Raw genomic sequence first — 26548 nt, 5'->3', positions numbered from 1 at the left:
CCATGTGCCCGCTCACCCTCACGCGTAGGGCGGGCCGTTCGTTTCCCAAACGAGACTACGGACCCATGCCAGATACCAACACAAGCACGCCCGGCATTACCTCCCCGCAAGACCGTATCGCCATCCTTGAAGACCTGGTTGAATTCCACCGCGAACGCGCGCACGAGAGTTCGCTGGAAATCCTGCGTATCCTGGCTGAACTGCGCTCTGCAATCGAGCTGGACGGTTCAACCGATAACGTGCGCGCGGCTCTCGTACTTGCGTGCGCGCAACTGGCGGCGCTTGGCATGCAGCTTTCATCCGGCAACCTCGTAACCGAAGAAACGCACCCAGCGTTAAAAGGCTGGCCGTTCATGGCACCGTCCGCGATGCTGTCATGAGCGCCGCGACGCTCACAGGGCTTGCCATATGGTGCGCTGGCGCGCTGGTCGTTGTGCTGTTCACGCGCGGCGCTACCGCATAGGCCGCGCCATGACAGGACGAACCAAGCCGCGCCGAAAGAAACCGCGCACGGCCGCGCAACTGCTGCCGTTACCGCCGGGGCAGCGACACCTTATCAGCATGCAGCAGCACTGCGCGCTCGCGGCGTTCCGCGACGGACACGGTACCGCTGACCAGATACGGGTCCTGGCCCGTGTGGTCTATCTGCCGCTCATGATGCTGCGCGCCGAGACCGGAGGCCGCGCCGATCCCGGCCCCTACCGCACTGCCGAAGCGATGCTGTACCGCTGCTATCTGCACGGCCAGGCGGGCGAAGGCTGGCGGCTCGAAACCGATGAGGCCGCCCATTTTGCGGGACTACTCACGCATTTCGACGGGCAACTGGCAGCATGCCGCGCGCACTGCTATCTGGACGCGCTCGAAAGCCTGGTTCACTTTGAACGTTCCGGCTGTTCGCCGCTGGCCGATCCGCGCGCACCGGCCGCACAGGATGCATTGTTCAGGTGGCTCGTTGAAAAGACGGCGACGCCGGGTACGAATGGTTAGGCCGCTTCGGCGCGCGTTTCGTCGGCGACGATGCCCGCTTTGCGTAACAGCGCGTCAATGTGCGTGCATTCAACCGTAGACGACTGGATAGTCCCCATGAGCCGACCAATACAGCGGGAACCACTGCCCGTTTTTCTCGCTAACCGGGTGTCGAGGGCCTATCATGATTCGCTCGCGCAGTTGTGTGGCGGTCAGGGTTCGCCGGATCATCTGACGACACTTGCGCGCCTGGTCTATGTTGCCTTTCTGATGGAGTGCATTGAAACCCGGACGCGCCCGGATCCCGAACCGTTCCGCGCGGCTGATGTGGTGCTCTCGCGTTGCTGGGAGCGCGCCCAAGGCGGCCACGGATGGACCCTGGACGAGCACGAAGCGGCGCTCGTCGCGCCCGTGCTGGCGCTGCACGATACCCAGATTGCCAGCTATGCCGCGCAGCACTTCACCGATGCCTGGAACCGCCTAACGAGCGCGGTCGCCGGGCAGATTTCGCCGCTCGCGGATGGCGACGCACAACCCGGACATTCCATGCTCTTTGCGCGGCTAGTCAAGATGCACGCCCCACCTTGCGCGCATGCTTGATCAGGTCACGGTTGCGCGACCACTTCAAAACCTTGCAGAAAACGACATGACGATTCAGAACATTATCGCGGTTATGGTATCGGGCAAGCGCTACAACGCCTCCCAGATTGCTCGCCTGTCCGGGTGCACAACCGGCGAAGCCGACCGGCTACTGATAGAGGCCCGAAGGGCCGGAAAGGTCGAATGCCGGCACAACGGGCACCGCACCATGTACTGGCTCAGTGAGCGCGTCGAGCGGGACAGGAACGCCCCACGGCAATCGCTCTATGAGCGGGATGAACTGCAGGCCGCGCACACGCTGTGGGGGCAGTTTCGCAGGCTGTGCGAGGTTTCACGCCCTTCGGCTCGCCCCGATCAGGTGATACGCCACGGGCTGCTTTCGCAATCCATGATCGAAGGCGAACGGCCCGGCGAATCGCCGTCGAATGAATAGGACTTCGCATGGATCTGGTGATCTGCGTTGCCTGCATAGAACTGGGTTGCGCGGCGGTCCTGCTGGTTGCATGTGGCCTGCTTGCGTGGCACACGCGCCAAACGCTCCCAACCCGCTCCATGCAGTAGCGAATCCGAACGTTAGGCGGCCTGCGGCTGTCTGTCGTCGGCGACGATGCCCGCCTCGCGTAGCAGCACATCGACGCGCGCGAAGGCGGTATCGAGTTCGCCCGCATGCTGGCGCGTGCCCATCAATGCCGCTTCGAGTATCGCCGTGTGTTCCGCGATGGTCTTTCGATGCACACCGCAGCGCTGCGCGAGGCTGACGGCGGTTTCGTGCGTGCGCGTCAGCAGGTTTGCGACGAGCGCCGCCCGCAGGCGCACATTCGGCGCATGCCCGGCCATGAGCGGCGCAGTGTGCGCGACTACAAGGTCGAGCGCGTCGCGCCATTCAGGATTGGGATAGCGGCCCGAGCAGCACGGCGCACGGCAGTTACAGGCAACGTCACGCGGCGCGTAGGCCACAACGAGCAGCGCGCGCGGTACGGGCGCGAGCCGGTCTAGCTGTCGGCGGATGCGTCCGGCCTGCGCCGTGGCCGCGTCGCCGGTCAGCGTCGATATGGACGGCACGCCCTGGTGCAGCACGCCGAGCGACGACGCGCCGCCACGTTCAACGGCATGGCGTAGCGCGTCGCGCAGGGCCGCAGCGGTGCCCGCGTAACAGTCGCGCATGGTGAGGAAATCCGGGAGACGTACAAGACAAAAAAGCCCGCATTGCGCGGGCTATTGGGGTCAGGGACAAGAAGGGAGCGTCCTGATTAACGGCCATAGTAGCCAATTTTTGCGACTTGTCAAATTTTCCGAGGATTATCTGCTGTTCGTTGATATGACATTAATTGACGAAAATGTGACCCTTTTTAGATTTGTTCGATTGTATTTTCGGGGCGTTTGAACAAGCATCACTAGATTTGGGGCGCGCTTTTGTTGCGTCAGTCGTTCGCCTGCATTGCAGGCGCTTTTTTAGAGGACTGGAAATGTCAGAACAGGAACGTAAAGGAACGCACTACCGCTTCGCAACGATTGCCGCACTCACGGAGCGCGGTGGCCGCGTTAGCACTGCTTCGAATTTCAGGCTGTGCGGCCTGGGCATTGCCTGCGTTGGTGACGTTGTGACGTATCCCGATGGAAGCGAAGCGGTCATCGTGGACGGCGCGGGCTACGCCTCAGTCATTGGCGACCGGCCCGCCGCGCTGGTCGGTTCGCACCTGAGCAACGGCGACCGGATCATCGAAACGCCATGGGGGAACCTTGATAAGGGGCTGTTCATTGAAGACGGGAAAAAGGTTCCCGGCCTGTTCGATGCAAGCTGGACGCCCCCGCCGCGCGAGCCGGTCGCACGCTTCGCAGTCTTCGGCGCAACCACCGCACGCGGCGGCATGGTGCGCGAGGTATCAAGCGAATGGGATGTCGAGGGAACACACCGCAAGGCCGCGAGCATTGGCGATTTTGTCGAGTACGCGGACGGAACCCGCGCACGCATCATTACTGGAATCGGCATGCCAGGCAACGAGCGCAACCGCTATGCGGTCGTTGGCAGTCTGCTGGATAACGGCGACATGATTACGGACAGCCCGCACCGCGAGCCGCGCACGTCCACCATTTTTGTCCCCATTGATGAACACGGCGTCGCACTGACGCGCCAGTAGCCCAAGCTGCACGACGCGGCACCGAACAAACGGCGCGCAACCCGCCGCCGTTTATCTTGGACACCTGGAGAAGTAATGCGAATTCCTGTAGTCAGATTCGGCGACCCGACTACCACGGGCGGAAAAGTGCATGCACTGCACGACAACATGTGCGACGACGGAAAAGCGATTGCGCTGCACGGAGAACGCGCAACGTGCGGTAACTGCAAAGGCACCTGGCCCATTGTCGGCACCGGATACAGGATGCGAAATGATGGTCAGCCGGTCGTACTTCAGGGCGACAGGGTTTTATGCCCCTGCGGCAAGAATCGCGTTATTTCACTGTCGAAAGGCTGCTTTTATCATCGCATCCCTGGCGAAGAAGAACGCGCGGCTAACGCTGTTTCGCCCGCGAACGTTGCCACGGAACCCGCGTCGTCTGTTGCCATCTACGACGAACAGGTGCGAGCCGTCGCGACTCGCGCCTCACTTGAGGGTTATCCGTACTACATCGAAACAGCGTCCGGCGACGTATATAGCGGACGCGTTGATTCGCGCGGTCTTCTCCCGCGAATTACAACGGATGGAGAGGATCAGTACACTGTCTATTGGGGCGATGAAGCGCTCGCACAATCCGTATTCGGCGAAGGCTAATCAGGGGGCGTTATGTTGCGACTTTATCTATGTATGGGTGACGAGCCGGAAACAGGCGGAACAATCGCGCCTTACCCAAGCCGCCCATTTACCATATCGGGCCATCAAGTGGCAATTATCGGCGGCAAGGCGTTCTGTGCTGCTTGCAAGAGTACGGGAATTATCGCGAAGGCTGGCGGCCCGCGCCGACATAAACATGGCGATAATGAAGTTGCGCTTGATGGCGATATCCTGCTGTGCAAGTGTCCCCGGCCGCCCCGTATGCTCGCCACGAAGCAAAGCACGGCAAGACATGAAGACATGGGGGGCGGTAATGGCAAATACGCGAGCGCCCAGGACATTGAACCTGTCCCATGTGCGCTGTTCTATGACGAACAAATACACGCGACGGGGAAAGGTGCAACAGACGGTTATCCGTTCTTGATCGAAACGGCAGACGGGCGAACCGTATGCGGGCGCATTGATAGTTCCGGTCGCTTGCCCCGTATCTACACCGACACCGCCGCAACTTACACAATCCATTGGGGCGATGAAGCCCTGGCCCATGAGGAATGGCAATAATGCCGAACAAGAAAACACACGTTCAGACGAACTCGACGAAGGGCTCCATAAAGGAAGTCATACTAAAGGCTGTGACCTTTGCGGAACTATGGGCAGCGTATCCACATTCAGACCCCTGCATCGACCCTGCAACGGGGAAAAAAGCCTTTGAGGACGAGTGCGCGATTCGTCTAGGAACTTGTCTCTATGGTGTGGGTATCACGAACAATTCGTTCAAGGGCGAGACGTGTTGGTTTCACGGCCATCCGCGCAGCCATATGCTTCGAGCAAAGGAAGTAGCAGAATGGCTGCACTCGCAACCATTCGCCGGGTGTCAGAAACCCGAAACCATTACAGGTAGTGACTGGGTGGACAAGATCAAGGGGCGCACCGGTATAGTATTCTTTGGTAGCTACTGGCGGCGTTCGCTTAAAGAAAAGCAGCCTAGTGGAGATCATATCGACTTGTGGAATGGAGATCGACTTACGCCAAGCACTGAAACCACCTTGAGATTCGACTTAGGAGTTTCGCATGTGTGGAACCCCCTTTCCGCCATCGGCATTGGCCCCGAAAATTTCTATTCGGATCTATCCCAAGCAAAAACAATTCTATTTTGGAAGATAAATTGAAAGCGGCACTTATATATGCCGGGCTATTCGTCTCTGGCGCTATTGTTGCCGGGCTGGTGAGTTTGTATCTAGTCTTACCTGATTCCAGCATCCCGTGCGGTGATGAATGTGGTGGACGAGCTTTGGCGACGGCATTCCGTAGCGCATTGGGTGGAGCGTTCATATTTATGTTTATCGGATTTTTCGTAATGCGGAATCGACGCCAGAAGAAGGAGAACGAGTGAAAAGACTTGCGGCGCTCGCGTTGTTCGTGATTGCGGGTTGCGTGACTGCTATAGCGGTCGTGCGTATCGTTGGGGCCTTCGTCCATAACCCCGGATGCGGGCTGGATTGTGCCAGTCCTGACTTGAGCGCCGCTCTACTTTCGGGCTTCGTCACCGTATTAGCATTCCCGATAATCGGCTACATCTTCACCCGAAGGGAACGTCTTACAGCACGTCGCGCGCTAGTAGTATTGGTCGCCTTGGTTGTCGCCGCAATTCTTGCTGCTACTTGCCGCTATGTCTTCGAGCTTCACTCACAGTACATTGAAGCTGAAGCGGCAAGGCCCGTGCAACCCGACTTTGATTTTATGTATATGGCAATCGCTACCCGCGATGTTCAAACATACACCAACGCAGAAAATGGCGTACTCAAACCCCAAAGCGTTGTCCCGCAATGGCAACGCTGCGTGATTGACGGCGCATCTTGCGACAAGCAACCACGGCAAGCGCATATGTTTTGTAAGAGCGGTGTTGTATATGTTAACGAGCCTGACTGGAAGGCGTTTTCGTTGATTCCGAAGGAAAATTTAAAAGACTCTATTCCGATGAAGTCGATGAATCTATGCGCGCCGGGGAATATTCCGGATCAATAAGACGACTAAGAAACGCTCCGCAAACTAAGTGATTGTTCCCGCTTCGGCGGGGCTTTTCATTCGAGCGTCAAACGCGTCTGTTCCTGCGCTTCGCTGGCGTGATCGAATAGCAGGCCTTGCCTGTACGCATCATGGATGCGCTCACAGGCGTTATCAAAATGTACCGGGTCCAGTTCGATGCCAACGAAGTGCCGCCCGGTCTGGATACACGCAACGCCCGTAGTTCCTGAGCCCATGAACGGGTCAAGCACGCAGCCGCCCACGGGCACCACGCGCAGCAGTTCGCGCAGCAGTTCAACGGGTTTCTGCGTGACGTGGACGCGGTTACGCGGCGCGATGCACTCATAAAAGCCCGGTATGCGGCCTGCCGTATCGTCGGCGCACACCGCGCCCGCCGTGCCCCATATCACGTATTCGCACTGCGCTGTAAAGCGTCCAAGCTGCGGCCGTGCATCGGGCTTGCACCACGGCACGATGCCACGCCATACCCATCCGCCCGCCTGCATGTAATCGGTTGACGCGGGCAGTTGCCGCCAGTCCGTAAAGAACATGCCCACCGCGCCGGGCCTGCACGCGTGTAGCGCCGCGCCGGACCATAGCGCGGCCCAGTACGCGAACGCGCGCTGGTCGCGGTTGTCGCCGCTGAAGTCGGGCAGGTTGATACTGGACGAACCCGTGACAACGTACTTTTTGCGCGTATCCTGCACGCGGTCGGAGCGGAACTGTCCGCCCGATGAGTAAGGCGTATCGGTAAGAACTGAGTCGAAGCCGGAGCCCTCCAGATGCGGGAGTATGGCGAGCGCATCTCCCCGATATAGGGTAGCCGGGCCGATGGTGACGGGCGTGTTCATGATTGCGCGCTAGAACGCCAGTGTTAGCTGTTTGTCTTCGAGATGTTCTCTCGTCTGGGAAATCTCATGCAACGCCGCGTCAAACGATAACTCTGCAAATGTCTTAGTCGTTTTCCCGTTGCGCGCGCGTCGCTCGCCAAGTTCATTCCAGCGTATGTGAATCGTCTGCCGCGAACGACTTGGCGGCAAGTAAGCGATCTTTTTAACGTCAAGCGCAACGAGTGCCAGCATGTCAAATTCATTTTCCCCATACGTGCGCCGTCCGTGCTTTCCGGCCCGGCGCACATTCCATTGATATGCAAACGGGCGGTGTGCATTCTGCGCGATTAGTTTGGGTGCGCGCGTTGCCTTGACCTGAATTCTCACAAGCCGTCCGTGGATTTCCGCCGCCACGTCATAGGCGCAAATCTGGTCAGTAAGAAACGCCTTGTAACCGCTGAGCAACAAATCAGCACAAACGAGGTGTTCGGCAGCGTGGCCTGCAGCGAGGTCGGTAACAGGGCCGCTCACCGCTGCAATGCATGGTGTTTCAGGTAGATCGAGGCCGGATAGCAGCGGCAGCACCGCGAGCGCATCCGCGTTGTACAGCGTCGCCGGGCCGATGGTAACGGGTTCATTCATCAATGCCGCCAAGTGCGATTTTCGGCGGCCATTTCGAGCGCGATAAGGTCACCGCGATGTTCGCCCGTGAGATAGCGCACGCCGATCTTGTGCGGCTCTATCGTGAGGATTTCGGCAGGCGTGCGGCGTTCGCCTTCAAACATCGCGATTTCGATAACGAAGACGATATCGCCCGGTTTCATGTCGGCGCGCTTCACGTTGTTTCCCCTGCATGTTCGCGTATCCATTCGAGTGCGGCGCGGTGCGCGTCGAGCCATGAGCGCGTCGGGTGCGTACCGGCTTCGAAGCCTGCGCGATACGAGCGGCCGATCCACGCGCGCAGGTTGTTAGGCAGCGCGTGCCAGTGTTCGCGGCAACCCCAGCGGCCGGGCGGCACCATGCGCGGGCAGTTGGGCCAGCCGCAACGGTGCGCGTGATTCGCAATCATGGCGCGTGCCCATCATTCAGCGCGGAAGACTTCGCCGAAAACGAGCGCGAGGTCTTCGCCCTTGCATGGCAACCGCCCATACCATGCCTCTGCACGGCGCGCGCACTGGTCCGCCTGCGTGGCCCACTTGCCGCCACGGCGCAACGCCTCGCGCCGTACCTGGTCGCCAAGCGTCACACGTCGCGTAGTTTCGCCTGTCATGCGGTTATGTATCGTGATGTTCACGGTTTGCCCCTTTCGTGTTCCTCGCCCTGCACGAAGGCCGGATCAGGCGGCGTTGTGCCTACCAGTGCCGCACGTGCGAGGCGTGCGATATTCGGCAGGCTGTCCGCCACGGGTGCAGATTCGGCAATGTCGCGAATCAGCGCGAGCGCTTCGCGGGCGCGCTTCAGGTCGTGCAGCGCTCGCGCGCGTATCTGGTCGGCGTGCATGACGCGGCTATCCCTTTCCTTGTGGTTCATGGTTCGCCCCCCGTTGCGAGGTGCGCGTTGTTGACTGCACCTCGCCGAACAGGTCGCCTTGTACAGGTTCCCGCGTTTGCGCCGCCCTGCGGCGGCGGTCGGCCGCCCAGCGCAGGAACATTGCATGAGCGCACGGTAGATGGCGCGTAACGCGTGCCTGCGCGAGAAACACGCGGGCCATGTGGATATGCAACGCGCGGCCGTCAAGCGTGTTCATAGCGGCAGGCCAGTTTGTTGCGGTGTCAACGGCTCGACCATGATTTCCGCGCGTGGGTTGGCGCGGTCGATACCGTGCCAGATATGTTTTTCGCGTATCTGCCTGTCGTTGCGTACTACGCCCGCCTGTACGAGCACGCGCGTCTTTCCCGCCGCCGTTTTTACCCATGTCCAGCGGTCCTGTAGCACGTCGAGAATGACGCTTTCGTCCAGGTCGCTGCGTTCGCTTGAATAGAAAACCTTGATCGTCACGCGACATGCACCGGTTAGCCGCACGCGACATGCGACCGGGATTTGCAGCAAGGCCGCCTGTTCATAGGCGCGCGCTTCGTCCGACTTGATGAACTGCGGGCGTGTGTGAAGCTCGCCCGCAGCGTCGCGGAAACGCAGCGTAACGGCCTTGCGGCGGTTACTCTTGCTGTACGGTTGCCCGCGAATCACGAAGGCGATAGCGGGGCTATCCGCGCGTTTCTGGAGCAACGCGGGAACAGGCGCGTTCACTTGCGGCCCCGCGTCGCCTTTGCCGGGGCTTCGGCCCGCGCTTCGGCCGCCCACTGGTCGGCGAGCGCGTCGAGAAACGCGACGAGCGCTTCAGCACGGCGCACCGTGAAACATGGGGCGTCAGTGGTCAGCCATTCGAGGTAATCGCCCACGCCCTGCATTGCAGGCATGCCCCGTTCGCTGCGCATCGAGCACCACACTGCATAAGCCCACGGCGTGATGCCGTCCGCCATAAGGCCCGCCGCGTGGCGGAAAATGCGGCCGTGCAGGTCGTGCGCGAAGTCGCAGGGGCGCAGCGCGTGCCAGTCGCAGCGCGCGAGCGGTCGCTCTTCAAGCATCGCGCGTAACACAAGCTGTTCGCCGCGCGTGCGTTCGTCGGATTCAAACGTAATCACGTTGCCACCTCGCTTTCGATGGGTTCGTCGTCTTCGCCCGGTTCCCGCGACGGCAGTTGTTCGCCGCGTGTCAATAACGCCGCCGCGAAAACATCGCGATACTTCGCGCGTAGTTCCGCCGAACCGTTCACGTAGTACGCGCGGCCAGCAGGCGAAACCATGGCGTCGATCGATATGCGGCGAGTTTCGTAGGTAAGCGGCGCACCGTTCTTGCCGTACCCGCGCAGCATCATGTCGAAGGCCCATTGCGGCGAAGGCTTGCGATTCTTGATCGCGTCAATGGCTTCGTGAATGAGCTTCAGGTTCGCTTTTACGACTTCAGGCGAGGCGCGCGTCAGCGCTTCGAGCTTCGGCGCGGCAGTCGCTACGCGTTGCGCGCGCGACTCGCGGCACAGTTCGAGGAATTCCGGCAGCATTGGCGGATGCGTTACACCGGCGAGCGCTTCAACGCCTGCGCGCAGCGCTTCGGGCGAAAGCCCGCTCAGACGATGCGTCCACGAGCGCTTCAGGTCATCGGGGTCCACGTCGCGCCACATGGCGAGAAACCGCGAGCCGTAGAGCGTCAGCATGTGGCGAAACAGCCATTCGCCGCGCGTTTCAGTGTCGCCGGTCGGGAACATGGCGAACATCCTCAGGGGCAAGGTCGAAGACTTCGGGCGGCGGTCCCCACGGGTCGCGCCCCGTAAGCACCGTCACGACTTCGCGGTTACGCGCTTCGCGCAGGTCGCGCGCAGACGGTGCATACGGCGGCCCGTGCGTTTCGCGGCCCAGGTCGCCAAGGCACCAATTGCGCCACGTCGCGAACCAATCGCACTTGCGCGCTTTCGCGCCGGGCAATCCGTGCCAGTAGTTCGCGAAGCGTTCCGCAACCTTGCGGGCCTGTGAGGACGAAAACCCACATCGATTCATCGCCCATGCGGCCCATTCGTCGGGCAGCGTCCAGCCTTCGGGCAGGCGAGCGCCGCGCGAATCGCATTTTTCGCGCGGCTCTACCCCTGGTTCTAGCGATAACGCTAAACGCAAGTGCTTAGACTCCGACTTAGAAACCGACTTCCTTAAAGACTTAGAAACCGGCAGACATGCCGACTTTTTCTGTCCTTGCATGTCGTTCGTGGTATTGCTTGGTTCGCCAATGTCACGGCATTGCTTACGGATTGCTTCAGGCGGGCAACGCGGAATCTCGCTAGCCGCTTCGTGCGGGTGCGGGCGCTGATGTTTCGTCCACTTGATTACTTCGACATAGCGCTCGCCGTTGATCGCGTAGCGCGCAATGAAGCCCGCGTCGTGGAGCTGGTCGAGCAGCGCGTCAACATCGGTATCGGGTTCGTACGGGAAGATTTCGGCACGTATGCGTGCCGGGCGGTCTTCGAGTCGCCCTTCGCGATCTGCAACTGTCCATAGCCCCGCGAACAGCAGACGGGCAAGCGGTGGTAAGCCGCTGAGAAGTTCATTCGTGAAAAACGTTGGCTTAAGCATCCGTGACCGCGCCATGATGGCCCCCGCTATGTGTGGGAGCGCGAGCTAGCGCGCTGGCGCGGTCGCGTGAGAGGAAACGGCGGGCGTGCTGTCGCGAACGTCATTGCGACGCGCGCGAGGCGCACCGCCGCCGTGTCAGTGCCGCGCAATGGCGGCGGATAACCTGCGTAACCTTTGCGCCCGTTGCCTGGCGCGTAACTCTCGCGTGCGTGTTGCATGGCTCGCCTCGCCTGGTTCGCATCTGTCGCGGAGTTAAAAGATAGACCTGCTGATTTCCAAATCAATTAATCGAAAACACTTAGAAAAGCCCGAAATCGCGCTTTCGCTTGATGGCGGCGACTTTCAGAAAAATCAAGACAACTGGATTTATCGAGAATGCGCCATCTTTTATTGCAAATCTGCCAGTTTCTTATTGTGAAATGTCGAGCGGGAGTAATTGCCCGTAGTTACGCGGTTCTGCAAATGTCAATTGTGAAAATAAGCCGCTAAACGTCGAATAAGGGTTTTCCATATGCGGCAGGCAAAAACCCTGAATTTTCAATGCTGCACCTGCGTTCGCGTAACTCTTGTAAACGGCAGTTTAATGGACACGCGCCTGCGCGACGGTACGCCGCTATGCGCTATTTCACTACGCTACGCGGCGATTTCCAGTGACTGTAAATTGGTGCCTGTCCAGGCGCGTTGGACAGATTTAACATTGATGCACCGCACCCAAAATACATAATCATTCGCTTATATCTTTACCGGTATGGACAGATGCGGAGCGCGAACTATTCTCCAGTCCATCGCGACGCAAACCTCAGCGTTCGAATGCGAAGCGCAAAAAAATGGCGCACGCCAATTCGCGAAACAGACATTACGCATTAGTCGAAAAGGCTATGCATAGCTATGTATGGCTATTCATGGCTATAGCGAGGTTTTGTCCGCGCTTTTGATGAAGTGGAGGCGTTGCCGTGCGAATCGTGATTGAAAAGCGCGCGCGAAGTGTGGCTACGGTCGCGTCGCTAGCAGGCGGGAGCGTCATCTGGAGCACGGACAATGACCGCTAACCAGATAGTCCTGCCTGCCCTCGGCTCGCTGCCATCGCCCGCTACCGCGCGCCTTCCTGAACTGTACCGGGGAGCCGTTACCGCGCTTGAACGCGCCGCAAGCATTGACGAGTGCAAGGCATGGTCGGACCGAATGCAGGCGCTAACCAGTTACGCACGCCAGGCTGGCGATGACCGGCTCTACAAGATGGCAATGCGGATACAGGCGCGCGCGTCGCGGCGTTGCGGCGAACTGCTTGCGCAGATCGAACCCGCGAACGGCTTAAATCAAAACATTAAGGACGCCGACGGCCCTAAAGTTGCGACGCGCACAATTGCAGCGCGTGAGGCGGGAATGAGCGAGCGCCAACGGAAAACCGCGCTACGCGTGGCGGCCGTCCCGCGTGAAACCTTCGAAGAACAGGTCGAAAGCAATAATCCGCCTACGGTTACTGCACTTGCCGAACAGGGCACGAAGAAACGCGGCCAGGTTGTTGCCGAAGGAATCCCGCACGAAGACTACCGCGCAGCAACCGAATTGCAGGGCGCACTACGCCGCCTTGCCGAGTATTGCAGTACGCATGACGCCGCCCGCATCGCGGCGGCATTCCAGACGCACGAGCGCCCCGAGTTGCGCGAGTTTATCGCGGCATCCGGCGAGTGGTTACGCAGCTTCGCCCACCATTTGCCGGAGTGATCGCCATGTATAGCCGAATCGATCTGTCGGCCGAGATTTCCAAAGTTATCGCCGAAACTACCGGGCGCAAACACCCGGACTGGATAACCGAGGCAGTTATGCGCATGCACAAGCCGCCTGAAGGGAGCGACGCTGACTTTTATCGCTTTGGCGCACGCGCGTATGTTCGCGAGGCTGTAGCGGCGCAGTTGCGCCGGGTGAAGTTGAGCGCCGATGTAGTACCTGATTCGCAGCTAGTGCTCGAGGGCTTCGAACGCCTGCAAAAGGAGTATCTGGTCGAGGAAGACGGCGCGAAGGTTTCGATACCCATCGAGGAAATGACAGATGCACAACTGATGGACAAGCACGCCGAGTTGCGCGCGATGGGTGCCGGGTGCTACCTGCACGCCGACGAAATCGTGCGCTACCTCGCGTGGCGGCATGAATCGGACAATTCACGCGCGTCCGGCTCGCACCCGGAGAATTGATATGCGGATCGTGATCGAAACAACCGGCGAACTGGCGGACCTGGCGCGCGCACGTAATGCAATCGATGCGATGCTCGCACCGCGTGCGGTGCGCGTTGAGTCGCCGGAAAGCATTAAAGCGCGTGGCGTTTCAACGCTCGCGCTGTCACCCCGCACATTCAACCTGCTTGCGCAGAGTGAGGTGCTTTCGGTTGCCGACCTGTGCCGCCGCACGCGCGCGGACCTGCTGCGAATACCGAATTTCGGTCGTGGTGCATTGAACGAAGTAACCGCCGCGCTTGCCGCGCGGGGGCTTTGTCTCGCGTCTGGAACAGGCGGACGCGACGAATGAGGCCCGCGCTTTCGCGGGTCAAACGTGAGCGGAGATTACTGAAATGAGGACGAGTACAAAGAAGCAGGATGCGCCGCAAACGCTGGATATCCTGCGCATTCAGCGCGGCGAACTGACGGTCGCAATCCTGGGCCGCACGCCGCTTATCATGAATCGCCTGAGCGAGAAGGCAAAGCAGCAGTTGCTATTTCCGCCGCCGCGCAAGACGGCCGCCGACAAGGCGCAAACGCTGAAGCATGACCCGCTCGCGGAGTTTCGCGCCGCGGCGCATCGCATCGAGGACCCCAAATCGCCGACACTTCTAGCCGTGCCGTCCACGGCAGTCAAAGGCGCTATGCGCAATGCAGCGCTGGAAATTCGCGGCGTATCGAAGGCACAGATTGGCCGCCTTTGCTTTATCGAGGCCGCCATGGTTCCGGTTGCAGGTATTCCGCAAGTGCTATGCAGTGTAACCAGAATGGCGGACGTTGATCGAACGCCGGACGTTCGAACGCGCTGCATCCTGCGCGAATGGGCCGCGCTGGTCACGGTCGAATTCGTTGAACCGCAGCTAAAGAGCATTGCCGTTGCAAACCTGCTGGCAGCGGCAGGCGTGATATGTGGCCTGGGTGACTGGCGATGTGAAAAGGGTTCGGGCTCCTATGGACAGTTCGACATCGTGGACCCGGACAACCGGGAATTCCTGCGCATCATGAAAACGGGCGGACGTGCGGCGCAACAGACCGCGCTCGATAACCCTGAGCCATACGACGCGGAAACGGCTGAATTGCTCGCGTGGTTCGATATCGAGCTAAAGCGGCGCGGCTTTACCGGCGAGGCCAGGCCGTCGCCCGAAATGATCCACGCAGCGAAGACGGCGAAGCGCGCGACGGCTAACCATGCGGTGCGCAAGTCAAACGACAAGAACCGACCCGCGCTTGCCTGCCCGGAGTAAGTCATGACAACACGCGAACAAACCGATTCCGTCCGCGACCATCTACAGGCAATGTGCAACCGCGCGCGCGGCAATCTCACCGCCGAGGCCGTGGTGCGCGACGCCACGCGCAAGGAGTCAGTCTTGCATCCCTATTTCGAATGGAACGATGGAAGGGCCGCGCACCAGTACCGGATTGAGCAGGCGCGCGAACTGATTCGCGGCGTGCATATCGTTTATGAAAGTCACGCCGAAACGCTGCGCGTACCCGCATACGTGCGCAATCCGTCCGCCTCGCGTGGATATGTGCCGGTTACGAAGCTGCGCACGGATCGCGAGCGGGCACGCGAAGCGCTGCTTACGGAAATCATGCTTGTCCATGGGGCTCTGGATCGTGCGCGGCGGGTAGCGTGCGCGCTTGATTTAAGCGACCAGATAGAGTCGCTTCTGCGTGGCGTGCTGGACGTGCGCGCGATTCTTTCGGGTGCCGAAGCATAAGGCAGGCAGTGAACGGCCAGATGCGTTTCGGCATGGCCTGGCGTTGATGGGTCAGGCATGGGGCGGCAGGCGTTGCGTGGGCGGAAATGGCGCGGCGAAAACCGGCAAAGAAGGGAACGGTCCGGCGAGGCATGGCAGGCGGAATTAGGGTTGGCACGGTAAGCCCCGGCGTGGCCTGAGATGGCGAGGCAGGCGCGAATAGCTGAGGCGATATGGGTGTTGGCGATGCGACTAACGGATTGGACCGGCAGGCAACGCTCGTTGTGGACGAGATGGGCTAGGCGCTTCGCTATCGGCACGGTTTGGCAGGCTGGGACTGTCGCAGTTTGGTTGGGCCCGGCGCGGTACAACCCGGCATGGCGGGGCGTGGCAGGCGCGGAATGTTCGGGTTCGTCTAGGCATGATGCGGTGTTTCGGGCTGGGAAGCGTCCGGCCTGGCATGTTTCGGCGATGCAGGCGCGGCCAGTTGAGCGCTGGAGGGGCCAGGCTGTATGTGGACTGTTCAGGCGAGGCAGGCGACGATGGGCCAGGGCTGGTGCGGCGCGTTTTTGCGTGGCGGTATGGCGCAAGGTCGGAACTGGCACGGCAGGTTCGGCAGGACACGGCCCGGCTAGGTGAGGCGTGGCAGGCGAGGCGTAACCCGTCGTGGCGAGGCTAGGTGGTGCGCGTACAGGGTTGGCATGGCACGGCAGGCACGGGCAGTAAAGACGGGCAGTTATCAGGGAGATAAAACCATGAGCGACGCGACAAACGCGGACGCTCAGGCCGTTGACCGCGCAACGTTCGTAGGCGGTTCGGACGTTGCCGCGATTCTCGGCGTGAGCCCGTGGCGAACGCCACTAGACATATGGCGCGAAAAGACGCGCCGCACGCCCCGCGTGGAAATTACCGAAGCACAGCAAAAGCGCTTTGACCGTGGGCACCGGCTGGAGCCCTTCGTGGTCGATATGCTGATAGACCGCCTCAAAGACGAAGGCCACACGGTTGAACTGCTGTGCCGGAACGCCCGTTATGTCGATCAACAGTATCCGTTCATGCAATGCGAAATTGACTTCGAATTGATGCTGGACGGCACGCACACCACGGGCGACGCTAAAACGGTTCACCCTTTCGCCGCGAAGCAGTGGGGCCAGGAACAGACCGACGAAGTGCCAACTTATTACGGACTCCAGTTCATGCACGGCCTAGGCATTACAGGCCGCTCCCGCTGCATCGTGGCGGCCCTGGTCGGCATGGACGATTTGCTGGTCTATTGGGTCGAGCGCGACGAAGAAACGATAGCGGCTATACGTGGGCGCGTTTCGCAGTTCTGGAACGAATGTGTACTGGCCGATGTTGAACCCGATCCTATCGACTTTGACGATTGCTATGCAATGTATCAGCAATCGAACGGCGGGCGCATCGAGGCAACGAGCAACATACGCGACGCGGTGTTCGAGCTGGCCGATGTAAAGCACAAGCTAAAAATACTGACGGATCGCGAAGACGATTTGAAATATTGCATTGCTGAATACATGCGCCCGAATGCGTACCTTACGGCGGGCGGGCACGATCTGGCAACCTGGAAGAATCAGCCGTTCTTATGGCTTGACGAAAAGGCGTTCGCCAAGGATTTCCCGGAGCTATACGCACGCTACCGGCGCACAAAGCAGATACGGGTCTTACGTTTGAAAATTCGTTCTTAGTTGTCGCTGTCCATGGGAGGGGCACAACATGAACACTAACGCCGCATTGCGTGAGGCGGCAACCGGCGAAAAGAAAAACCCGGTTGTCGCGTTCAGCAATTTCCTTGAACGCTACAAGCCGCAGATTGCGCTGGCGTTGCCCAAACATCTAACGGTTGATCGTGTCGCGCGCCTCGCCGTAACGGCGTTCAGCACTACGCCGAAACTCCAGGAATGCACCGCCAAAAGCATCATTGCAAGCGTAATGACTTCGGCCGTGCTGGGGCTTGAAATCGGCGTTGACGGCCAGGGCTTTCTCGTTCCCTACGGTGAAATTTGCCAGTTCGTGCCGGGCTGGAAAGGCCTTGTCGATCTTGTCACGCGCAGCGGCCGGGCGACGGTTTGGACGGGCGCGGTTTTCGAGGGTGACGAATTCGATTATGCGCTGGGCGACTCGCCATTCGTGCGCCATCGCCCCGGCGTTGAAGACGACCCGGACAAGTTGACCCATGTTTATGCAATCGGGCGCGTCAACGGCTCGCACTTCCCTGTTATCGAAGTGTGGCGCATCGAAAAGATACGGCGGCACCGCGACAAATATAACAAGGTCGGCGCGAAACATTACTCGTTCCGCGATTGGGAAATGTATGCGCGGAAAATTCCACTTTTGCAGGTTTTGAAATACATGCCTAAATCCATCGAATTGCAAAACGCAATCGCAATTTCGAATGCGGCGGACGTGGGAGACCGTGCCTATATCGACGGTGACTTCGTGAACGTGTTCGACGCTGAAACGGGCGCGGCCGTTGATCCAGGCTCAGGCAAGGCGATTGACCCGCAACCGGCAGCGAACGAACCGGCCGCCGATCCTGCGGCGAGTACAAGTAGCACGCGCCCGCGTGGCAGGCCGCGCAAGGGTTCGCATGCGAGCGCGCGCGAAAGAGCGCCGACATACGCGGAGATTGCCGAAGCAATCAAGAGCGCGAAGACGCTGGACGCGTTGAACGAGGCGGCGGACCTGGCGCGCGGCATCCGCGACGCAACGCAGCGCGAGGAAATCGCGGAGCTATTGAGCATCCGCGCCGACGAACTGGGAAAGGGAGATTAGCGAAATGGGCTATCTGAATGAACGATTGCAACGCCTGGACGGGTTTCTCGCGATGTGCGATACGCCGCCAGAGTTGCGCGAGGCCGCGCGGACGTGTTTTTTCATCGGCGCACATGCGCAGTTTGACGCCATCGTTACGGCGTGCAGGCTGAAAAACGAGGACGAGCGAAACGCATTCATGAATCAATGCCGCGAGGAAATCGTGGAGGCCAAGCGCGATGCGCGCGAATGTCTTCACGAGATGTTCGGCATAAGGACGTAATTGCAGTAAGCAGTTTGCCCAAGGCAAGGGAAGGCATGGGCGGGCATGGCGAGGCGAGGCCAGGCGGGGCGACTTCAGGCGAGGTGTGTTATGGCGCGGCGTGGCGTGGCAGGCACGGATACGGGAGGTAGATATGCTGGACTTCAGGCGGCAAACGGTGAGGATTGCGCATTTAAATTTGCGAACCGAACAGCACGGCCCCGACGAAGTAATCGCCGTGGATTTGAAACTCGTTTTTGAACTGGGCGGCGAAGTGCTGGACAGTCTCAGTCCGTCGCTGCGCGCTTCGCTGTTCGAAGCGGCGAACGACCCGGACATGTTCAACGGCGAGGAAGGCCCGCCACTAGTACGCGTGCGCCATCCGCACCTAGGCACCCTGCACTGGTCGGAGACATGGCGCGCAATGCGCCTGTGTCTGCATACCGGCAGCAAGCCGCGCGACGATCTCGCGTTCGATGAGGTCACGTTAGGCCGCGTCACCATGAAGCCGCGCGAAGGCGGCACGGTTGCATTCGGCGCGCGTGCCCAGGTGCATCCGCGCAACGAAGGCGTAACGGCAAAACTGGTGACGTTGCTTAAACATGAAGTGCCCGCAACGCTGGACGCGAGCGAGGCAAGCGACGAAAGCGAGGCGGACGAAACATAAGGCATGTTGTGCGGCGATGCCGGGCCGCGCCTCGCGCGCGAGCCCGGCCGCGTCGCTGGAGGTATCGCAATGTCTGCGAAGAATACGAGGCTGCACGAAAAGTTGCGCATGCGCCTGTTACCTGAGCAAGGCGCGGACGGCGACGAAGACCGGATCGAATGGCGGGAAGACTGGGGGAATCAATGCGAGGTTTGCGGGCAAACGCCTTGCCTCGCGGCCGTGCTGGATGGCGTCATTGTGGTTGAGGCGCAGCGCTGCGGCGAATGCCTGGACGCGGAACCGGTGCGCCTCGCCATCGGTAGCGGGTATTGAATAGAGCGCGGGGGCAACCATGATTGAAGACGGCCCGCCGCCCGGCTGCTGCGAAGACCTGAAAATCGTTGGTCTGGACGAACTGCGGGCACTGCTGAAAGTGAGCGCCCGCACGGTGCGGCGACTTGAACGGACGGACCCCGATTTCCCCAGAGGCTTCAGGATCGGCGGGCGCGCACATAACTGGTTGCTCGCGGACGTGCGCGCGTGGCTATATAGAAAGGCCGGGAAATTCCCGGTCGTGTAGTATGTACATTACGTTCGCATCTGAACATCTTCAGTTTTAACGTTCAATGATGTTTTTTCTGAGGAACATTGTCAAAAACCAATTTTGGAATATCTGCAAACATGAGTGAGATACAGAAGGCTGTGAATTTGTTAAGAGAGCTTTCCGATGGCGTAACCCCGGTAGCAATGATTGGCCTGGAAAAGACGGGTTTTGAACCGCCACTGGCGGTGATGCATGGAACGATCAACAGCTATTCCGGACAACGCTTCCAACTAGAAGGGCCACGGATCTTTCTAGATTCCCAAACGCGGGAAAACGACGAATCGTTTGAAGTAATCAGACTCGGAACCCAGCTTCTGGCGCGCATACTCGATCATCACGTTTCACGCGAATTTCCGGCATCCCAGGATGTCGTATACATGTTCCATGAAGTAGCGAAACAGATATTTGATCTGATGAATACGTACTTCAACGTAAATCAGCAAGAATACGACAAGGCCCAGTTAGCAAGTCTCAGACTGCGTGCCGTCATGGCGTGCGGCATTACCCCTCCTTTTTACCCGGAACCTATATTCAATCGTCACAATGACCCCAGCAATAAATCGATGGATGCGGAAGCATTAAAATATGCAACCGATAATATCGTTGAATTTACCAGGTTTGTTTTTAATTTGGCGGCCAACCAGAGATTTATTCCAGAGCCGCTTGGAATTGGGCAACGGGCCGAGGTATTCAAATTTTTCATTCAGCTGAAGGGATTGGCATTTCCGTCAGGGATACCGATCACGCATCAATGAATGTTCAGAGAAGTAAATTAGAACGCCCCTTTCGGGGCGTTTGCTTCAGGCGGCGGCAGGAAGTTGTATCACGTTCGTCCTGCCGTGCAGGTAGTCCGCCCAGGCGCGCATAAGTTGCGCGCGGCGTTCAAACTGCGTTGTCCGTTCGTAGGCCTGCTTTACCTGTCCTTTTACCTTGTGGGCGAGCACGCGTTCTGACGTGCTTTCGCTGTGACCGTTCTCAATCGCCCAATCCTTGAACGTCGAGCGGCAACCATGCGGCGTTGCAGCCCGGCCCGCCGTGTCGCTTGGTGCATCGGCATCCTGTAGCCATTCCTGGAGCCGCACGTCTGCAATTACGTTTTTGCCCTGCGTGTTCGGAAACACGTATTCATCATGCAGTTTCATTTCAGACATGCGGCGCAGCAACGTAACGACTTGCGGAACGAGCGGCACGCGGTGTTCGGCCTTGCCTTTCATGCGGGCGGCGGGAACCGTCCACACTGCGCCGTCCAGGTCGAGTTCGGCCCAGCGCATGCCGCGCACTTCGCCGGGGCGGCAGGCAGTATGAATCAGCACGAAGACGGCGGCGCGGTGTACATCGGTTGCGGCGATATCGCCGAAGTGTTGCGCGACGAACGCGGGAGCATTGCGATAAGGCAACGCGGGATGGTGTTCAACGTCCGTTTTCTGCTTCGCCAGCAGGGAGCGCACAAGCGAGGTAGGGTCGGCCGTAACGAAGCCCTTTGCGAAACACCAACGCATGATGACGCTGGCGCGCTGGAGTACGTCCGCCGCCGCGCGCGGGTGGACGAGCCATTCGGCGCGCAGCGCGTCGGCGAAGTCGGCAGGCGTCAGCGTTTCAACACGGCGCGCGAGGATCGGCGCGAGGTGCTGTTCGACGCTCGCGAGCCAGCGCGCAACATTCTTGGTCTGCTTCCATCCGCCTTTCAGGTCGGCGTGGACCTGCTTTGCGGCTTCGCCGAAGGTCGGAACGCTTGCCTCGCGCGCAGCGGCGGCGCGCTCGCGCTTCTGTTCTTCAATCGGGTCCTTGCCGTCCGCAATGAGTTTGCGCATGGCTTGCGCGCGCTCGCGCGCCTCGCCGAGCGAAACCTCGGGATACGCGCCCGCGCCCGCGTCGCGGCGCTTGCCAGTCACGGGCGAGGTGAAACGAAGAATCCACTTCACGCCGCCAGGGGTCGGGGTTGCACGAAGGCCCTTGACAAGATCGTCGGTCAAAGGCGAGTCTTCGGCCTTGAGTGCGCGAAGGGTCCGGTCGGTCAGCTTGGTCATAGGATTTGCCCTGTTTTCAGCCCCCCGCGTGGCCCCCCAATTCAACGCGGATTGTCGCGGACCGGGCGAAAGCGTAGCGGAGTCAAGTGGAGTGTAAGTACTTGATTTGCCATGATAATTTCGTGGCTAGGCGTAGTTTACGCCAGCCACGCGGAGAAAGATGGGATATCAGACCAACATCCTCGCGCTCAACGCCGCCGTGGAAGCAGCGCGTGCGGGCGATCAGGGGCGCGGTTTCGCTGTCGTCGCCGCCGAAGTCCGCAGCCTCGCGCAACGCAGCGCCAGCGCCGCGAAGGAGATCAAGGAACTGATCGGCCAGTCGGTTGCGCAGGTGGTGGAGGGCTCGAAGCTCGTCGACGAAGCAGGCACGACCATCGATCAGGTTGTTGTGTCGGCCAAGCGCGTCGCGGACCTCATGGGCGAAATCGCAGCGGCTTCCGAAGAGCAGCACTCGGGTATCGAGCAAGTCAACAAGGCCGTCTCGCAGATGGACGAGATGACCCAGCAGAATGCGGCGCTGGTTGAACAGGCGTCGGCGGCAGCGCAGGCGATGGCCGCGCAATCGCAAGGCTTGCGCGAAGTGGTGGCGGTGTTCCGGATCGGCGGCGGAAACACGTTTTCGGCCCCCACTGCCGCGAAGCCGGTAAGGTCCGCAGTCAAGCCCGCAGCTAGTTCGATGGCGCCGCGCGAACCGAAGCTGAAGCCAAAGGCTAGCGCAGTTGCCGCCAGCCCGCGTCAGACGCAGGCACCTGTTGCACCGACTCCGGCTCCTGCGCCCTCCCCTGCATCGGCGTCGAGCGACTGGGAGACCTTCTAACGTTTCCTGCGCCACGCAGCAAACGTTGGCTGCCCCGGTTCGAGCGACCACGCATCGAGCCGGGGTCAGTAGCAGTAGATTTCATGATCCTCAAGACGCATGACGCGGACGGTGTGTTCGAGGCATTCGCACACGACGCGAGCGCCAGTTCACGCGCGGCCGCTACTAACGGGATAGTCACACGCTAACCGCAGGCCCGTCACCGATGGCTCATTGCAGCAACGTGACGGGCGTATGTGTCAGGCGCCGCAGCCGCGAGAGCACACCCCATCTGCGGAAAACGCCGAGGTGGCTCGCATCGAGCACGACGATGTCCGCGTGATCGCGCTCCGCGCAGGCTGCGATGATGTACTCAGGCCGGCCAAAAACGCGCTTCCACGTGTAGGGCACACCCGCATCGTCGAGAATCGCGCGCGTTTGCAGTAGCGCATCGCGCATCGCCCGTTTTTCGGAGATCCGCAAGTCAGCCGGCGAATGAAACGCCGCGCTCCGGTCACGCCCCATCTCGTCGAGTACTTCAACGATCTCGACCTCCGATACGCAACGCTCAGCAAACAGGAACGCGCCGTGATGCGCCGCTTCGAGCGCGCCATTGCGGTCGATGATTGGAATCAGCAGTTTCAACATCTGGAACCTCGCTGGGCCACGGCCCGTTCATATGTTCGGGTTCGGACAGAATGACGCCTACTGCGTCTTTCAACACGATATCGCTCGACCGGGCAAAAGCGTGAAAAGATAGCGCACGGCGGCGCAAAGATTGCGTAAACGCATGGTAAGCCGCGCACTACGGCTTGAGACCAGGAATGAGTTCGGCATGCAGTCCGACGAGCCAGCGCAGTGGATACTCGCGTGTGATCGCGATTCCCGGCAGCGGCCCATGCGCGCTGCTTGCCCGAGAGCGCGCGCTGCCGCGTGACGATGCCAGCCTGGTCCGCACACGAACAGTGCAGGCCGAGCGCCGCGAGCTTCGCGAAGGCACGGTGCAGCAGCTTCGTGAGATGTTCCCAGGAGTCGTGTCGCGGATCGAAGCGCCGAAGTACGAGAGGCACGGCACCCGGTTGTCTGCTGGTAATCCGTTCTCCGCTGACCGACGCTGCACTGCGTTTCAAGACGGCTTCTCCAGTCCTTTCGATGACTGGAGTCCAGGGTTCGCACCAGACCACTACAAGAAAAAATGTCGTAAAAGCAGGGGCCGTTTTACGTTATTGGCGCGTCATGCCAGCCGGTTACGTGATTGGGGTCCTGCATGCGTACGCAACGACATACGATTCCCCATGCCTTCCTGCAATAATATGCGGCTGTATTGTGTTCGAAGCCACCTTTCCCGATCGAGAATAAAACCTCAATGACGACGCTGTTCTATTACCCCAGCACCGCGAGCATGGCGCCCCACATCGTGCTCGAAGAAATCGGCCAGCCTTTCGAACTGAAGCTCGTCGATCGCATGAAGGACGAGCACAAATCCGACGAGTACTTGAAGCTGAATCCGAACGGCCTGATTCCAGCGCTCGTCGACGGCGACCTCGTCCCCTACGAGTCGGCCGCGATCTGCCTGCATCTCGCCGATACGCATCCAGAGCGTGCCCTCGTCCCCGCTCTGGGTACGCCGCAACGCGCCGAGTTCTACAAATGGCTCATGTGGCTCACGAACACGCTGCAGGCTACGTTGATCGTCTACTTCTACCCGGACCGCTGGGTCGAAGCCGGAAACGCCGATGGCGCCCGGCAGGTCCAGTCCCATGCCGAAGCGAAGATCGCCACGCTGCTCGATCAGCTTGAGGCGCAACTGGAAACGTCTGGCGGCCCGTGGCTGCTCGGCGATGCCTATACCGCGCTCGATCCCTACGCGCTGATGCTCTGCCGGTGGACACGCGGCCTTCATCGTCCGGCGCGGACGTGGCCGCGGCTTGGCGCGTATCTGCAGCGCATGCTCGAACGTCCGGCCGTCGCGCGCGCATTCAAGACCGAGGGCATCGCTCAGCCGTTGGTGTGAGGCCATCGCAGCATCCAGGCGGCGTCCGGCCGATCCATTTTCCCCAACTAACGAAGTGATTTGAATGATTCAACCAGGCACTGTATTCAAGGACAATCTGGCTCAACTGCCCACCATCGAGGGTATCGCACGCATCGATCTCGTTGACGGGCAAGGCACGGTGGTGGCAACCATCGAAAACCAGCCGGGCAAGCAAGGTTCGCTCGCCGTCTACCACTATCTGAAGCAGACGTTCGGCACGCTCGACGCACGTGCCGCCGAACACGGTCTCGCCGTATTCGCCGAGCACACCATCGACGCCCGTAACCGCCCCGGCGCGCATCCCAACGTCGACCGCCTGCTCGCTATCGTTGCAGGCGCCGAAGCCTTGCGCATCGACGTCACCACGGCCTGATAGTCGCGACGCGGTCCGGTGCTTACCGGGCCGCGTCATTAGCGGCACATCGCGCTCTCCTACCGTGCTCAGGCACAGCGCAATACTCAGCGATCCTCAATATAAATCGCACAGACTCGGCTACTGCTGCCGCGTCTGAACCGCGCACTACCAGACGACGACGCCCATCCACACGTCATGCCGTCTTCTGTACATACGCATCCATGACGCGCGCGGAGTACACAAGCGCCGCACCCGCATTCACTGAAATTGCCACGCCGAGTGCCTCCGCGATTTCCTCGCGCGTCGCACCATGCTTGATCGCAGCGCTCGTGTGAGTGGTGATGCAGCCGTCGCAGCGCAGCGTCACTGCTACGGCCAGTGAAATCAGCTCGCGAATCTTCGGATCGAGCTGGCCGGTTGCGCTGCCTGCGGTCGCCAATTCCTGGTAACCGTGGAGGGTCTTCGGGCTGAGCTTGCCGATCTCACCGATCGTGGTCTTCAACTGCTGAAGGTAGTCGTCCCAGTCGAGCATCATGCTATTTCTCCCGGTGGATTAGTGCCGGACGAATCGAGGTGCAAGACCTCACGGGACGATCACGAACCTGCTCGCGTCCGCAGCGGGGCCGGAAGCCTTCGAATGGACCAGTCGGGAGAAAGTATAGGAGAGGTCACGCTGGCCTGAGCCGCAGCAGTGCGACTCAAGCCGCGGCGCCTGCATCCGCCTGGTGCGCCTCGACGCGGTTGCGACCGCTGGATTTGGCAAGTTGCATCGCACGGTCGGCCTCCTCGATCAACGCATTCGCCGTGTCGGACGTGTCGGTGCTGATCTGCTTGATGGCCCGCGCGGCCACACCGATCGAAACCGTCAGGTGCAACGGCGCGCCGCGGTCGTCGTGAATCACGAGCGCTTCCACGGCAGCACGCACGCGTTCCGCCGCGATACAGGCCCGGCGCGTGTCACCCTGCACGAGCGCGACAAACTCCTCGCCACCATAGCGCGCCACCGTTTCGCCTTGCCGCACCGTGCGACGGATGCAGGAACCGACCGCCATGAGCGCGCGGTCGCCCGCGTCGTGACCGAAGGTGTCGTTGAATTGCCTGAACAGATCGATATCGATGACAAGGCACGCTACCGGCCCCGCCACACGTGCTGCGCGCTGGATTTCCTCGCGCAGCCGCGCGTCGAAGTAGCGACGGTTAGGGAGTGCGGTCAGCGCGTCGGTCACGCCCTGGCGCCTGAGCCGCTGGCGATGCACGACATTCACGAGCCCGGCACTCACGAAGACCGCGAAGCGTTGCAGCAAATCCGTGGCCATGTCGGCGGTGAAGCGGGTGGCATCCGCGCTGCCGAGGCACAGATAAGCGCACACGCCCGCGCCGCTTTCGATTGGCAGGATCGCGGCGCTTCGCGGCTCATCCACGGGGTCGAAGAACTCGGCGCGCAACGCGGGCGGCAGATCCGTGGGCTGGCCGAGCCACGCCGCGCCGGGCTCGCCGGGCAACACCAACCCGCGTTCGTCGGCGTGGCCGCCGCGCAAGTTGCGAGAGTCCGCTACGGGACCGGAGTCGCCGTGCAGCAGTTCGCCGATATACGGTACGCGCGCGTCGAGCCAGAGGGTCACCACCGACAGGTCGAACGCCCGCGCGAGATCGGTCACGAGGGTGTCGAGCAGCGCCGCGAAATCGTCGACGCTGATGAGGCGGACTTCGATCTGCTGAAAACGCTGGAGGGTGCGCTCGTTGTGCTGGACGGTATCGATCAGCTTGCGCAGACGCTTGGACAGGGTGTTCGGCTCGGTCACGGGTCGCTCGGCGAGGGACAATAGAC

The 26548-nt window shown here is 60.5% G+C and carries 38 protein-coding genes and 1 pseudogene; 24 read left to right on the top strand and 15 right to left on the bottom strand.

The window, feature by feature from the left end:
* The first annotated feature begins 65 nt into the window (after window positions 1-65).
* The 4 genes from L0U80_RS25560 to L0U80_RS25545 all read left to right on the top strand — a co-directional run bounded on the left by L0U80_RS25560 (window position 66) and on the right by L0U80_RS25545 (window position 1999).
* Window positions 66-380: a hypothetical protein gene (locus L0U80_RS25560; protein ID WP_233872452.1), complete on the top strand. Its 315-nt coding sequence runs from the start codon at window positions 66-68 to the stop codon at window positions 378-380.
* A gap of 28 nt (window positions 381-408) precedes the next feature.
* Window positions 409-987, top strand: coding sequence for a hypothetical protein (locus L0U80_RS25555; RefSeq protein ID WP_233872449.1), 579 nt, complete (start codon window positions 409-411; stop codon window positions 985-987).
* Window positions 988-1083: 96 nt separating this feature from the next.
* On the top strand, window positions 1084-1566 hold the full coding sequence (locus L0U80_RS25550; protein ID WP_233872446.1) for a hypothetical protein: 483 nt from the start codon (window positions 1084-1086) through the stop codon (window positions 1564-1566).
* The gene (locus L0U80_RS25545) at window positions 1559-1999 is read left to right on the top strand and encodes a hypothetical protein (RefSeq protein WP_233872443.1); all 441 of its coding nucleotides are present in this window, start codon (window positions 1559-1561) and stop codon (window positions 1997-1999) included. Before L0U80_RS25550 ends, L0U80_RS25545 begins: the two co-directional genes overlap by 8 nt.
* A gap of 140 nt (window positions 2000-2139) precedes the next feature.
* Here L0U80_RS25545 and L0U80_RS25540 read toward each other — a convergent pair whose 3' ends face one another.
* The gene (locus L0U80_RS25540) at window positions 2140-2730 is read right to left on the bottom strand and encodes a hypothetical protein (RefSeq protein ID WP_233872440.1); all 591 of its coding nucleotides are present in this window, start codon (window positions 2728-2730) and stop codon (window positions 2140-2142) included.
* A 191-nt stretch (window positions 2731-2921) separates the two neighbouring features.
* Here L0U80_RS25540 and L0U80_RS25535 point away from each other — a divergent pair, with 191 nt between their 5' ends.
* From L0U80_RS25535 to L0U80_RS25515, 5 genes are all read left to right on the top strand, one after another.
* The gene (locus L0U80_RS25535) at window positions 2922-3704 is read left to right on the top strand and encodes a PAAR domain-containing protein (RefSeq protein WP_233872437.1); all 783 of its coding nucleotides are present in this window, start codon (window positions 2922-2924) and stop codon (window positions 3702-3704) included.
* A 75-nt stretch (window positions 3705-3779) separates the two neighbouring features.
* Window positions 3780-4337, top strand: coding sequence for a PAAR domain-containing protein (locus L0U80_RS25530; protein ID WP_233872434.1), 558 nt, complete (start codon window positions 3780-3782; stop codon window positions 4335-4337).
* Window positions 4338-4349: 12 nt separating this feature from the next.
* Window positions 4350-4898, top strand: a complete 549-nt coding sequence (locus L0U80_RS25525) for a PAAR domain-containing protein (RefSeq protein ID WP_233872431.1) — start codon at window positions 4350-4352, stop codon at window positions 4896-4898.
* Window positions 4898-5506: a T6SS effector amidase Tae4 family protein gene (locus L0U80_RS25520; RefSeq protein WP_233872428.1), complete on the top strand. Its 609-nt coding sequence runs from the start codon at window positions 4898-4900 to the stop codon at window positions 5504-5506. The genes L0U80_RS25525 and L0U80_RS25520 overlap by 1 nt, the downstream gene beginning before the upstream one ends.
* Window positions 5507-5726: 220 nt before the next feature.
* A complete protein-coding gene (locus tag L0U80_RS25515) occupies window positions 5727-6362 on the top strand; it encodes a hypothetical protein (RefSeq protein WP_233872425.1) in 636 nt (211 codons plus the stop codon).
* Window positions 6363-6418: 56 nt separating this feature from the next.
* Here L0U80_RS25515 and L0U80_RS25510 read toward each other — a convergent pair whose 3' ends face one another.
* The 10 genes from L0U80_RS25510 to L0U80_RS25465 form a co-directional block, all read right to left on the bottom strand.
* On the bottom strand, window positions 6419-7213 hold the full coding sequence (locus L0U80_RS25510; RefSeq protein ID WP_233872422.1) for a DNA-methyltransferase: 795 nt from the start codon (window positions 7211-7213) through the stop codon (window positions 6419-6421).
* 9 nt (window positions 7214-7222) lie between these two features.
* Window positions 7223-7834: a group I intron-associated PD-(D/E)XK endonuclease gene (locus tag L0U80_RS25505; RefSeq protein WP_233872419.1), complete on the bottom strand. Its 612-nt coding sequence runs from the start codon at window positions 7832-7834 to the stop codon at window positions 7223-7225.
* Window positions 7834-8031, bottom strand: coding sequence for a hypothetical protein (locus tag L0U80_RS25500; protein WP_233872416.1), 198 nt, complete (start codon window positions 8029-8031; stop codon window positions 7834-7836). Before L0U80_RS25500 ends, L0U80_RS25505 begins: the two co-directional genes overlap by 1 nt.
* The gene (locus L0U80_RS25495) at window positions 8028-8261 is read right to left on the bottom strand and encodes a hypothetical protein (RefSeq protein ID WP_233872413.1); all 234 of its coding nucleotides are present in this window, start codon (window positions 8259-8261) and stop codon (window positions 8028-8030) included. The genes L0U80_RS25500 and L0U80_RS25495 overlap by 4 nt, the downstream gene beginning before the upstream one ends.
* A 12-nt stretch (window positions 8262-8273) precedes the next feature.
* Window positions 8274-8462, bottom strand: a complete 189-nt coding sequence (locus tag L0U80_RS25490) for a hypothetical protein (RefSeq protein ID WP_233872410.1) — start codon at window positions 8460-8462, stop codon at window positions 8274-8276.
* A 20-nt stretch (window positions 8463-8482) separates the two neighbouring features.
* The gene (locus L0U80_RS25485) at window positions 8483-8722 is read right to left on the bottom strand and encodes a hypothetical protein (protein ID WP_233872407.1); all 240 of its coding nucleotides are present in this window, start codon (window positions 8720-8722) and stop codon (window positions 8483-8485) included.
* Window positions 8723-8935: 213 nt separating this feature from the next.
* On the bottom strand, window positions 8936-9439 hold the full coding sequence (locus L0U80_RS25480) for a RusA family crossover junction endodeoxyribonuclease (RefSeq protein ID WP_233872404.1): 504 nt from the start codon (window positions 9437-9439) through the stop codon (window positions 8936-8938).
* Window positions 9436-9834, bottom strand: coding sequence for a hypothetical protein (locus L0U80_RS25475; RefSeq protein ID WP_233872401.1), 399 nt, complete (start codon window positions 9832-9834; stop codon window positions 9436-9438). The genes L0U80_RS25480 and L0U80_RS25475 overlap by 4 nt, the downstream gene beginning before the upstream one ends.
* A complete protein-coding gene (locus tag L0U80_RS25470; RefSeq protein ID WP_233872398.1) occupies window positions 9831-10454 on the bottom strand; it encodes a hypothetical protein in 624 nt (207 codons plus the stop codon). Before L0U80_RS25470 ends, L0U80_RS25475 begins: the two co-directional genes overlap by 4 nt.
* Window positions 10432-11310, bottom strand: a complete 879-nt coding sequence (locus L0U80_RS25465; protein WP_233872396.1) for a hypothetical protein — start codon at window positions 11308-11310, stop codon at window positions 10432-10434. The genes L0U80_RS25470 and L0U80_RS25465 overlap by 23 nt, the downstream gene beginning before the upstream one ends.
* Window positions 11311-12348: 1038 nt before the next feature.
* Between L0U80_RS25465 and L0U80_RS25460 the strand changes: the two genes are divergently transcribed.
* From L0U80_RS25460 to L0U80_RS25405, 12 genes are all read left to right on the top strand, one after another.
* Window positions 12349-13035, top strand: coding sequence for a hypothetical protein (locus tag L0U80_RS25460; RefSeq protein WP_233872393.1), 687 nt, complete (start codon window positions 12349-12351; stop codon window positions 13033-13035).
* 5 nt (window positions 13036-13040) lie between these two features.
* Complete coding sequence (locus tag L0U80_RS25455) at window positions 13041-13502, top strand: hypothetical protein (protein WP_233872391.1); 462 nt, start codon at window positions 13041-13043, stop codon at window positions 13500-13502.
* A gap of 1 nt (window position 13503) precedes the next feature.
* On the top strand, window positions 13504-13833 hold the full coding sequence (locus L0U80_RS25450; protein WP_233872389.1) for a DNA-directed RNA polymerase subunit alpha C-terminal domain-containing protein: 330 nt from the start codon (window positions 13504-13506) through the stop codon (window positions 13831-13833).
* Window positions 13834-13876: 43 nt separating this feature from the next.
* On the top strand, window positions 13877-14767 hold the full coding sequence (locus L0U80_RS25445; RefSeq protein ID WP_233872386.1) for a hypothetical protein: 891 nt from the start codon (window positions 13877-13879) through the stop codon (window positions 14765-14767).
* A 3-nt stretch (window positions 14768-14770) separates the two neighbouring features.
* Window positions 14771-15244 (top strand): hypothetical protein, encoded by a 474-nt coding sequence (locus L0U80_RS25440; protein ID WP_233872383.1) that lies wholly within the window; start codon window positions 14771-14773, stop codon window positions 15242-15244.
* A gap of 734 nt (window positions 15245-15978) precedes the next feature.
* Window positions 15979-16929: a YqaJ viral recombinase family nuclease gene (locus tag L0U80_RS25435; RefSeq protein WP_233872380.1), complete on the top strand. Its 951-nt coding sequence runs from the start codon at window positions 15979-15981 to the stop codon at window positions 16927-16929.
* A gap of 28 nt (window positions 16930-16957) precedes the next feature.
* The gene (locus tag L0U80_RS25430; RefSeq protein WP_233872377.1) at window positions 16958-18016 is read left to right on the top strand and encodes a recombinase RecT; all 1059 of its coding nucleotides are present in this window, start codon (window positions 16958-16960) and stop codon (window positions 18014-18016) included.
* Between the two features lie 4 nt (window positions 18017-18020).
* Window positions 18021-18278: a hypothetical protein gene (locus L0U80_RS25425; protein ID WP_233872374.1), complete on the top strand. Its 258-nt coding sequence runs from the start codon at window positions 18021-18023 to the stop codon at window positions 18276-18278.
* A 217-nt stretch (window positions 18279-18495) separates the two neighbouring features.
* A complete protein-coding gene (locus L0U80_RS25420; RefSeq protein WP_233872371.1) occupies window positions 18496-18924 on the top strand; it encodes a hypothetical protein in 429 nt (142 codons plus the stop codon).
* Window positions 18925-18993: 69 nt separating this feature from the next.
* Window positions 18994-19236 (top strand): hypothetical protein, encoded by a 243-nt coding sequence (locus L0U80_RS25415; RefSeq protein WP_233872368.1) that lies wholly within the window; start codon window positions 18994-18996, stop codon window positions 19234-19236.
* A gap of 19 nt (window positions 19237-19255) precedes the next feature.
* Window positions 19256-19483: a helix-turn-helix transcriptional regulator gene (locus L0U80_RS25410; RefSeq protein ID WP_233872365.1), complete on the top strand. Its 228-nt coding sequence runs from the start codon at window positions 19256-19258 to the stop codon at window positions 19481-19483.
* A gap of 101 nt (window positions 19484-19584) precedes the next feature.
* Window positions 19585-20262, top strand: a complete 678-nt coding sequence (locus tag L0U80_RS25405) for a hypothetical protein (protein WP_233872362.1) — start codon at window positions 19585-19587, stop codon at window positions 20260-20262.
* Between the two features lie 45 nt (window positions 20263-20307).
* Here the strand turns inward: L0U80_RS25405 and L0U80_RS25400 are convergent, their stop codons facing one another.
* Window positions 20308-21534, bottom strand: coding sequence for a tyrosine-type recombinase/integrase (locus tag L0U80_RS25400; protein WP_233872359.1), 1227 nt, complete (start codon window positions 21532-21534; stop codon window positions 20308-20310).
* 160 nt (window positions 21535-21694) lie between these two features.
* Here L0U80_RS25400 and L0U80_RS25395 point away from each other — a divergent pair.
* A pseudogene (locus tag L0U80_RS25395) lies at window positions 21695-22351 on the top strand (methyl-accepting chemotaxis protein); the annotation flags it as partial.
* 210 nt (window positions 22352-22561) lie between these two features.
* Here the strand turns inward: L0U80_RS25395 and L0U80_RS25390 are convergent.
* Window positions 22562-22978: a universal stress protein gene (locus tag L0U80_RS25390; RefSeq protein ID WP_233872356.1), complete on the bottom strand. Its 417-nt coding sequence runs from the start codon at window positions 22976-22978 to the stop codon at window positions 22562-22564.
* Between the two features lie 718 nt (window positions 22979-23696).
* Between L0U80_RS25390 and L0U80_RS25380 the strand changes: the two genes are divergently transcribed.
* On the top strand, window positions 23697-24344 hold the full coding sequence (locus L0U80_RS25380) for a glutathione S-transferase family protein (RefSeq protein ID WP_233872353.1): 648 nt from the start codon (window positions 23697-23699) through the stop codon (window positions 24342-24344).
* A 64-nt stretch (window positions 24345-24408) separates the two neighbouring features.
* Window positions 24409-24738 carry a DUF2322 family protein gene (locus L0U80_RS25375; protein ID WP_233872350.1) on the top strand — a complete coding sequence of 110 codons (330 nt, stop codon included), beginning with the start codon at window positions 24409-24411 and terminating at the stop codon, window positions 24736-24738.
* Between the two features lie 175 nt (window positions 24739-24913).
* On the opposite strand, the gene L0U80_RS25370 is transcribed toward L0U80_RS25375, so the two are convergent.
* Together L0U80_RS25370 and L0U80_RS25365 are read right to left on the bottom strand one after the other, a co-directional pair.
* Window positions 24914-25252 carry a carboxymuconolactone decarboxylase family protein gene (locus L0U80_RS25370; protein ID WP_233873841.1) on the bottom strand — a complete coding sequence of 113 codons (339 nt, stop codon included), beginning with the start codon at window positions 25250-25252 and terminating at the stop codon, window positions 24914-24916.
* 166 nt (window positions 25253-25418) lie between these two features.
* On the bottom strand, window positions 25419-26522 hold the full coding sequence (locus tag L0U80_RS25365; protein WP_233872347.1) for a GGDEF domain-containing protein: 1104 nt from the start codon (window positions 26520-26522) through the stop codon (window positions 25419-25421).
* Window positions 26523-26548 lie beyond the last annotated feature (26 nt).

This window comes from Paraburkholderia adhaesiva (genome assembly GCF_021390575.1).
Lineage (GTDB): Bacteria > Pseudomonadota > Gammaproteobacteria > Burkholderiales > Burkholderiaceae > Paraburkholderia > Paraburkholderia adhaesiva.
The sequence above is the reverse complement of the archived record's forward strand: the minus strand, read 5'-3'. Positions and strand labels throughout refer to the sequence as shown.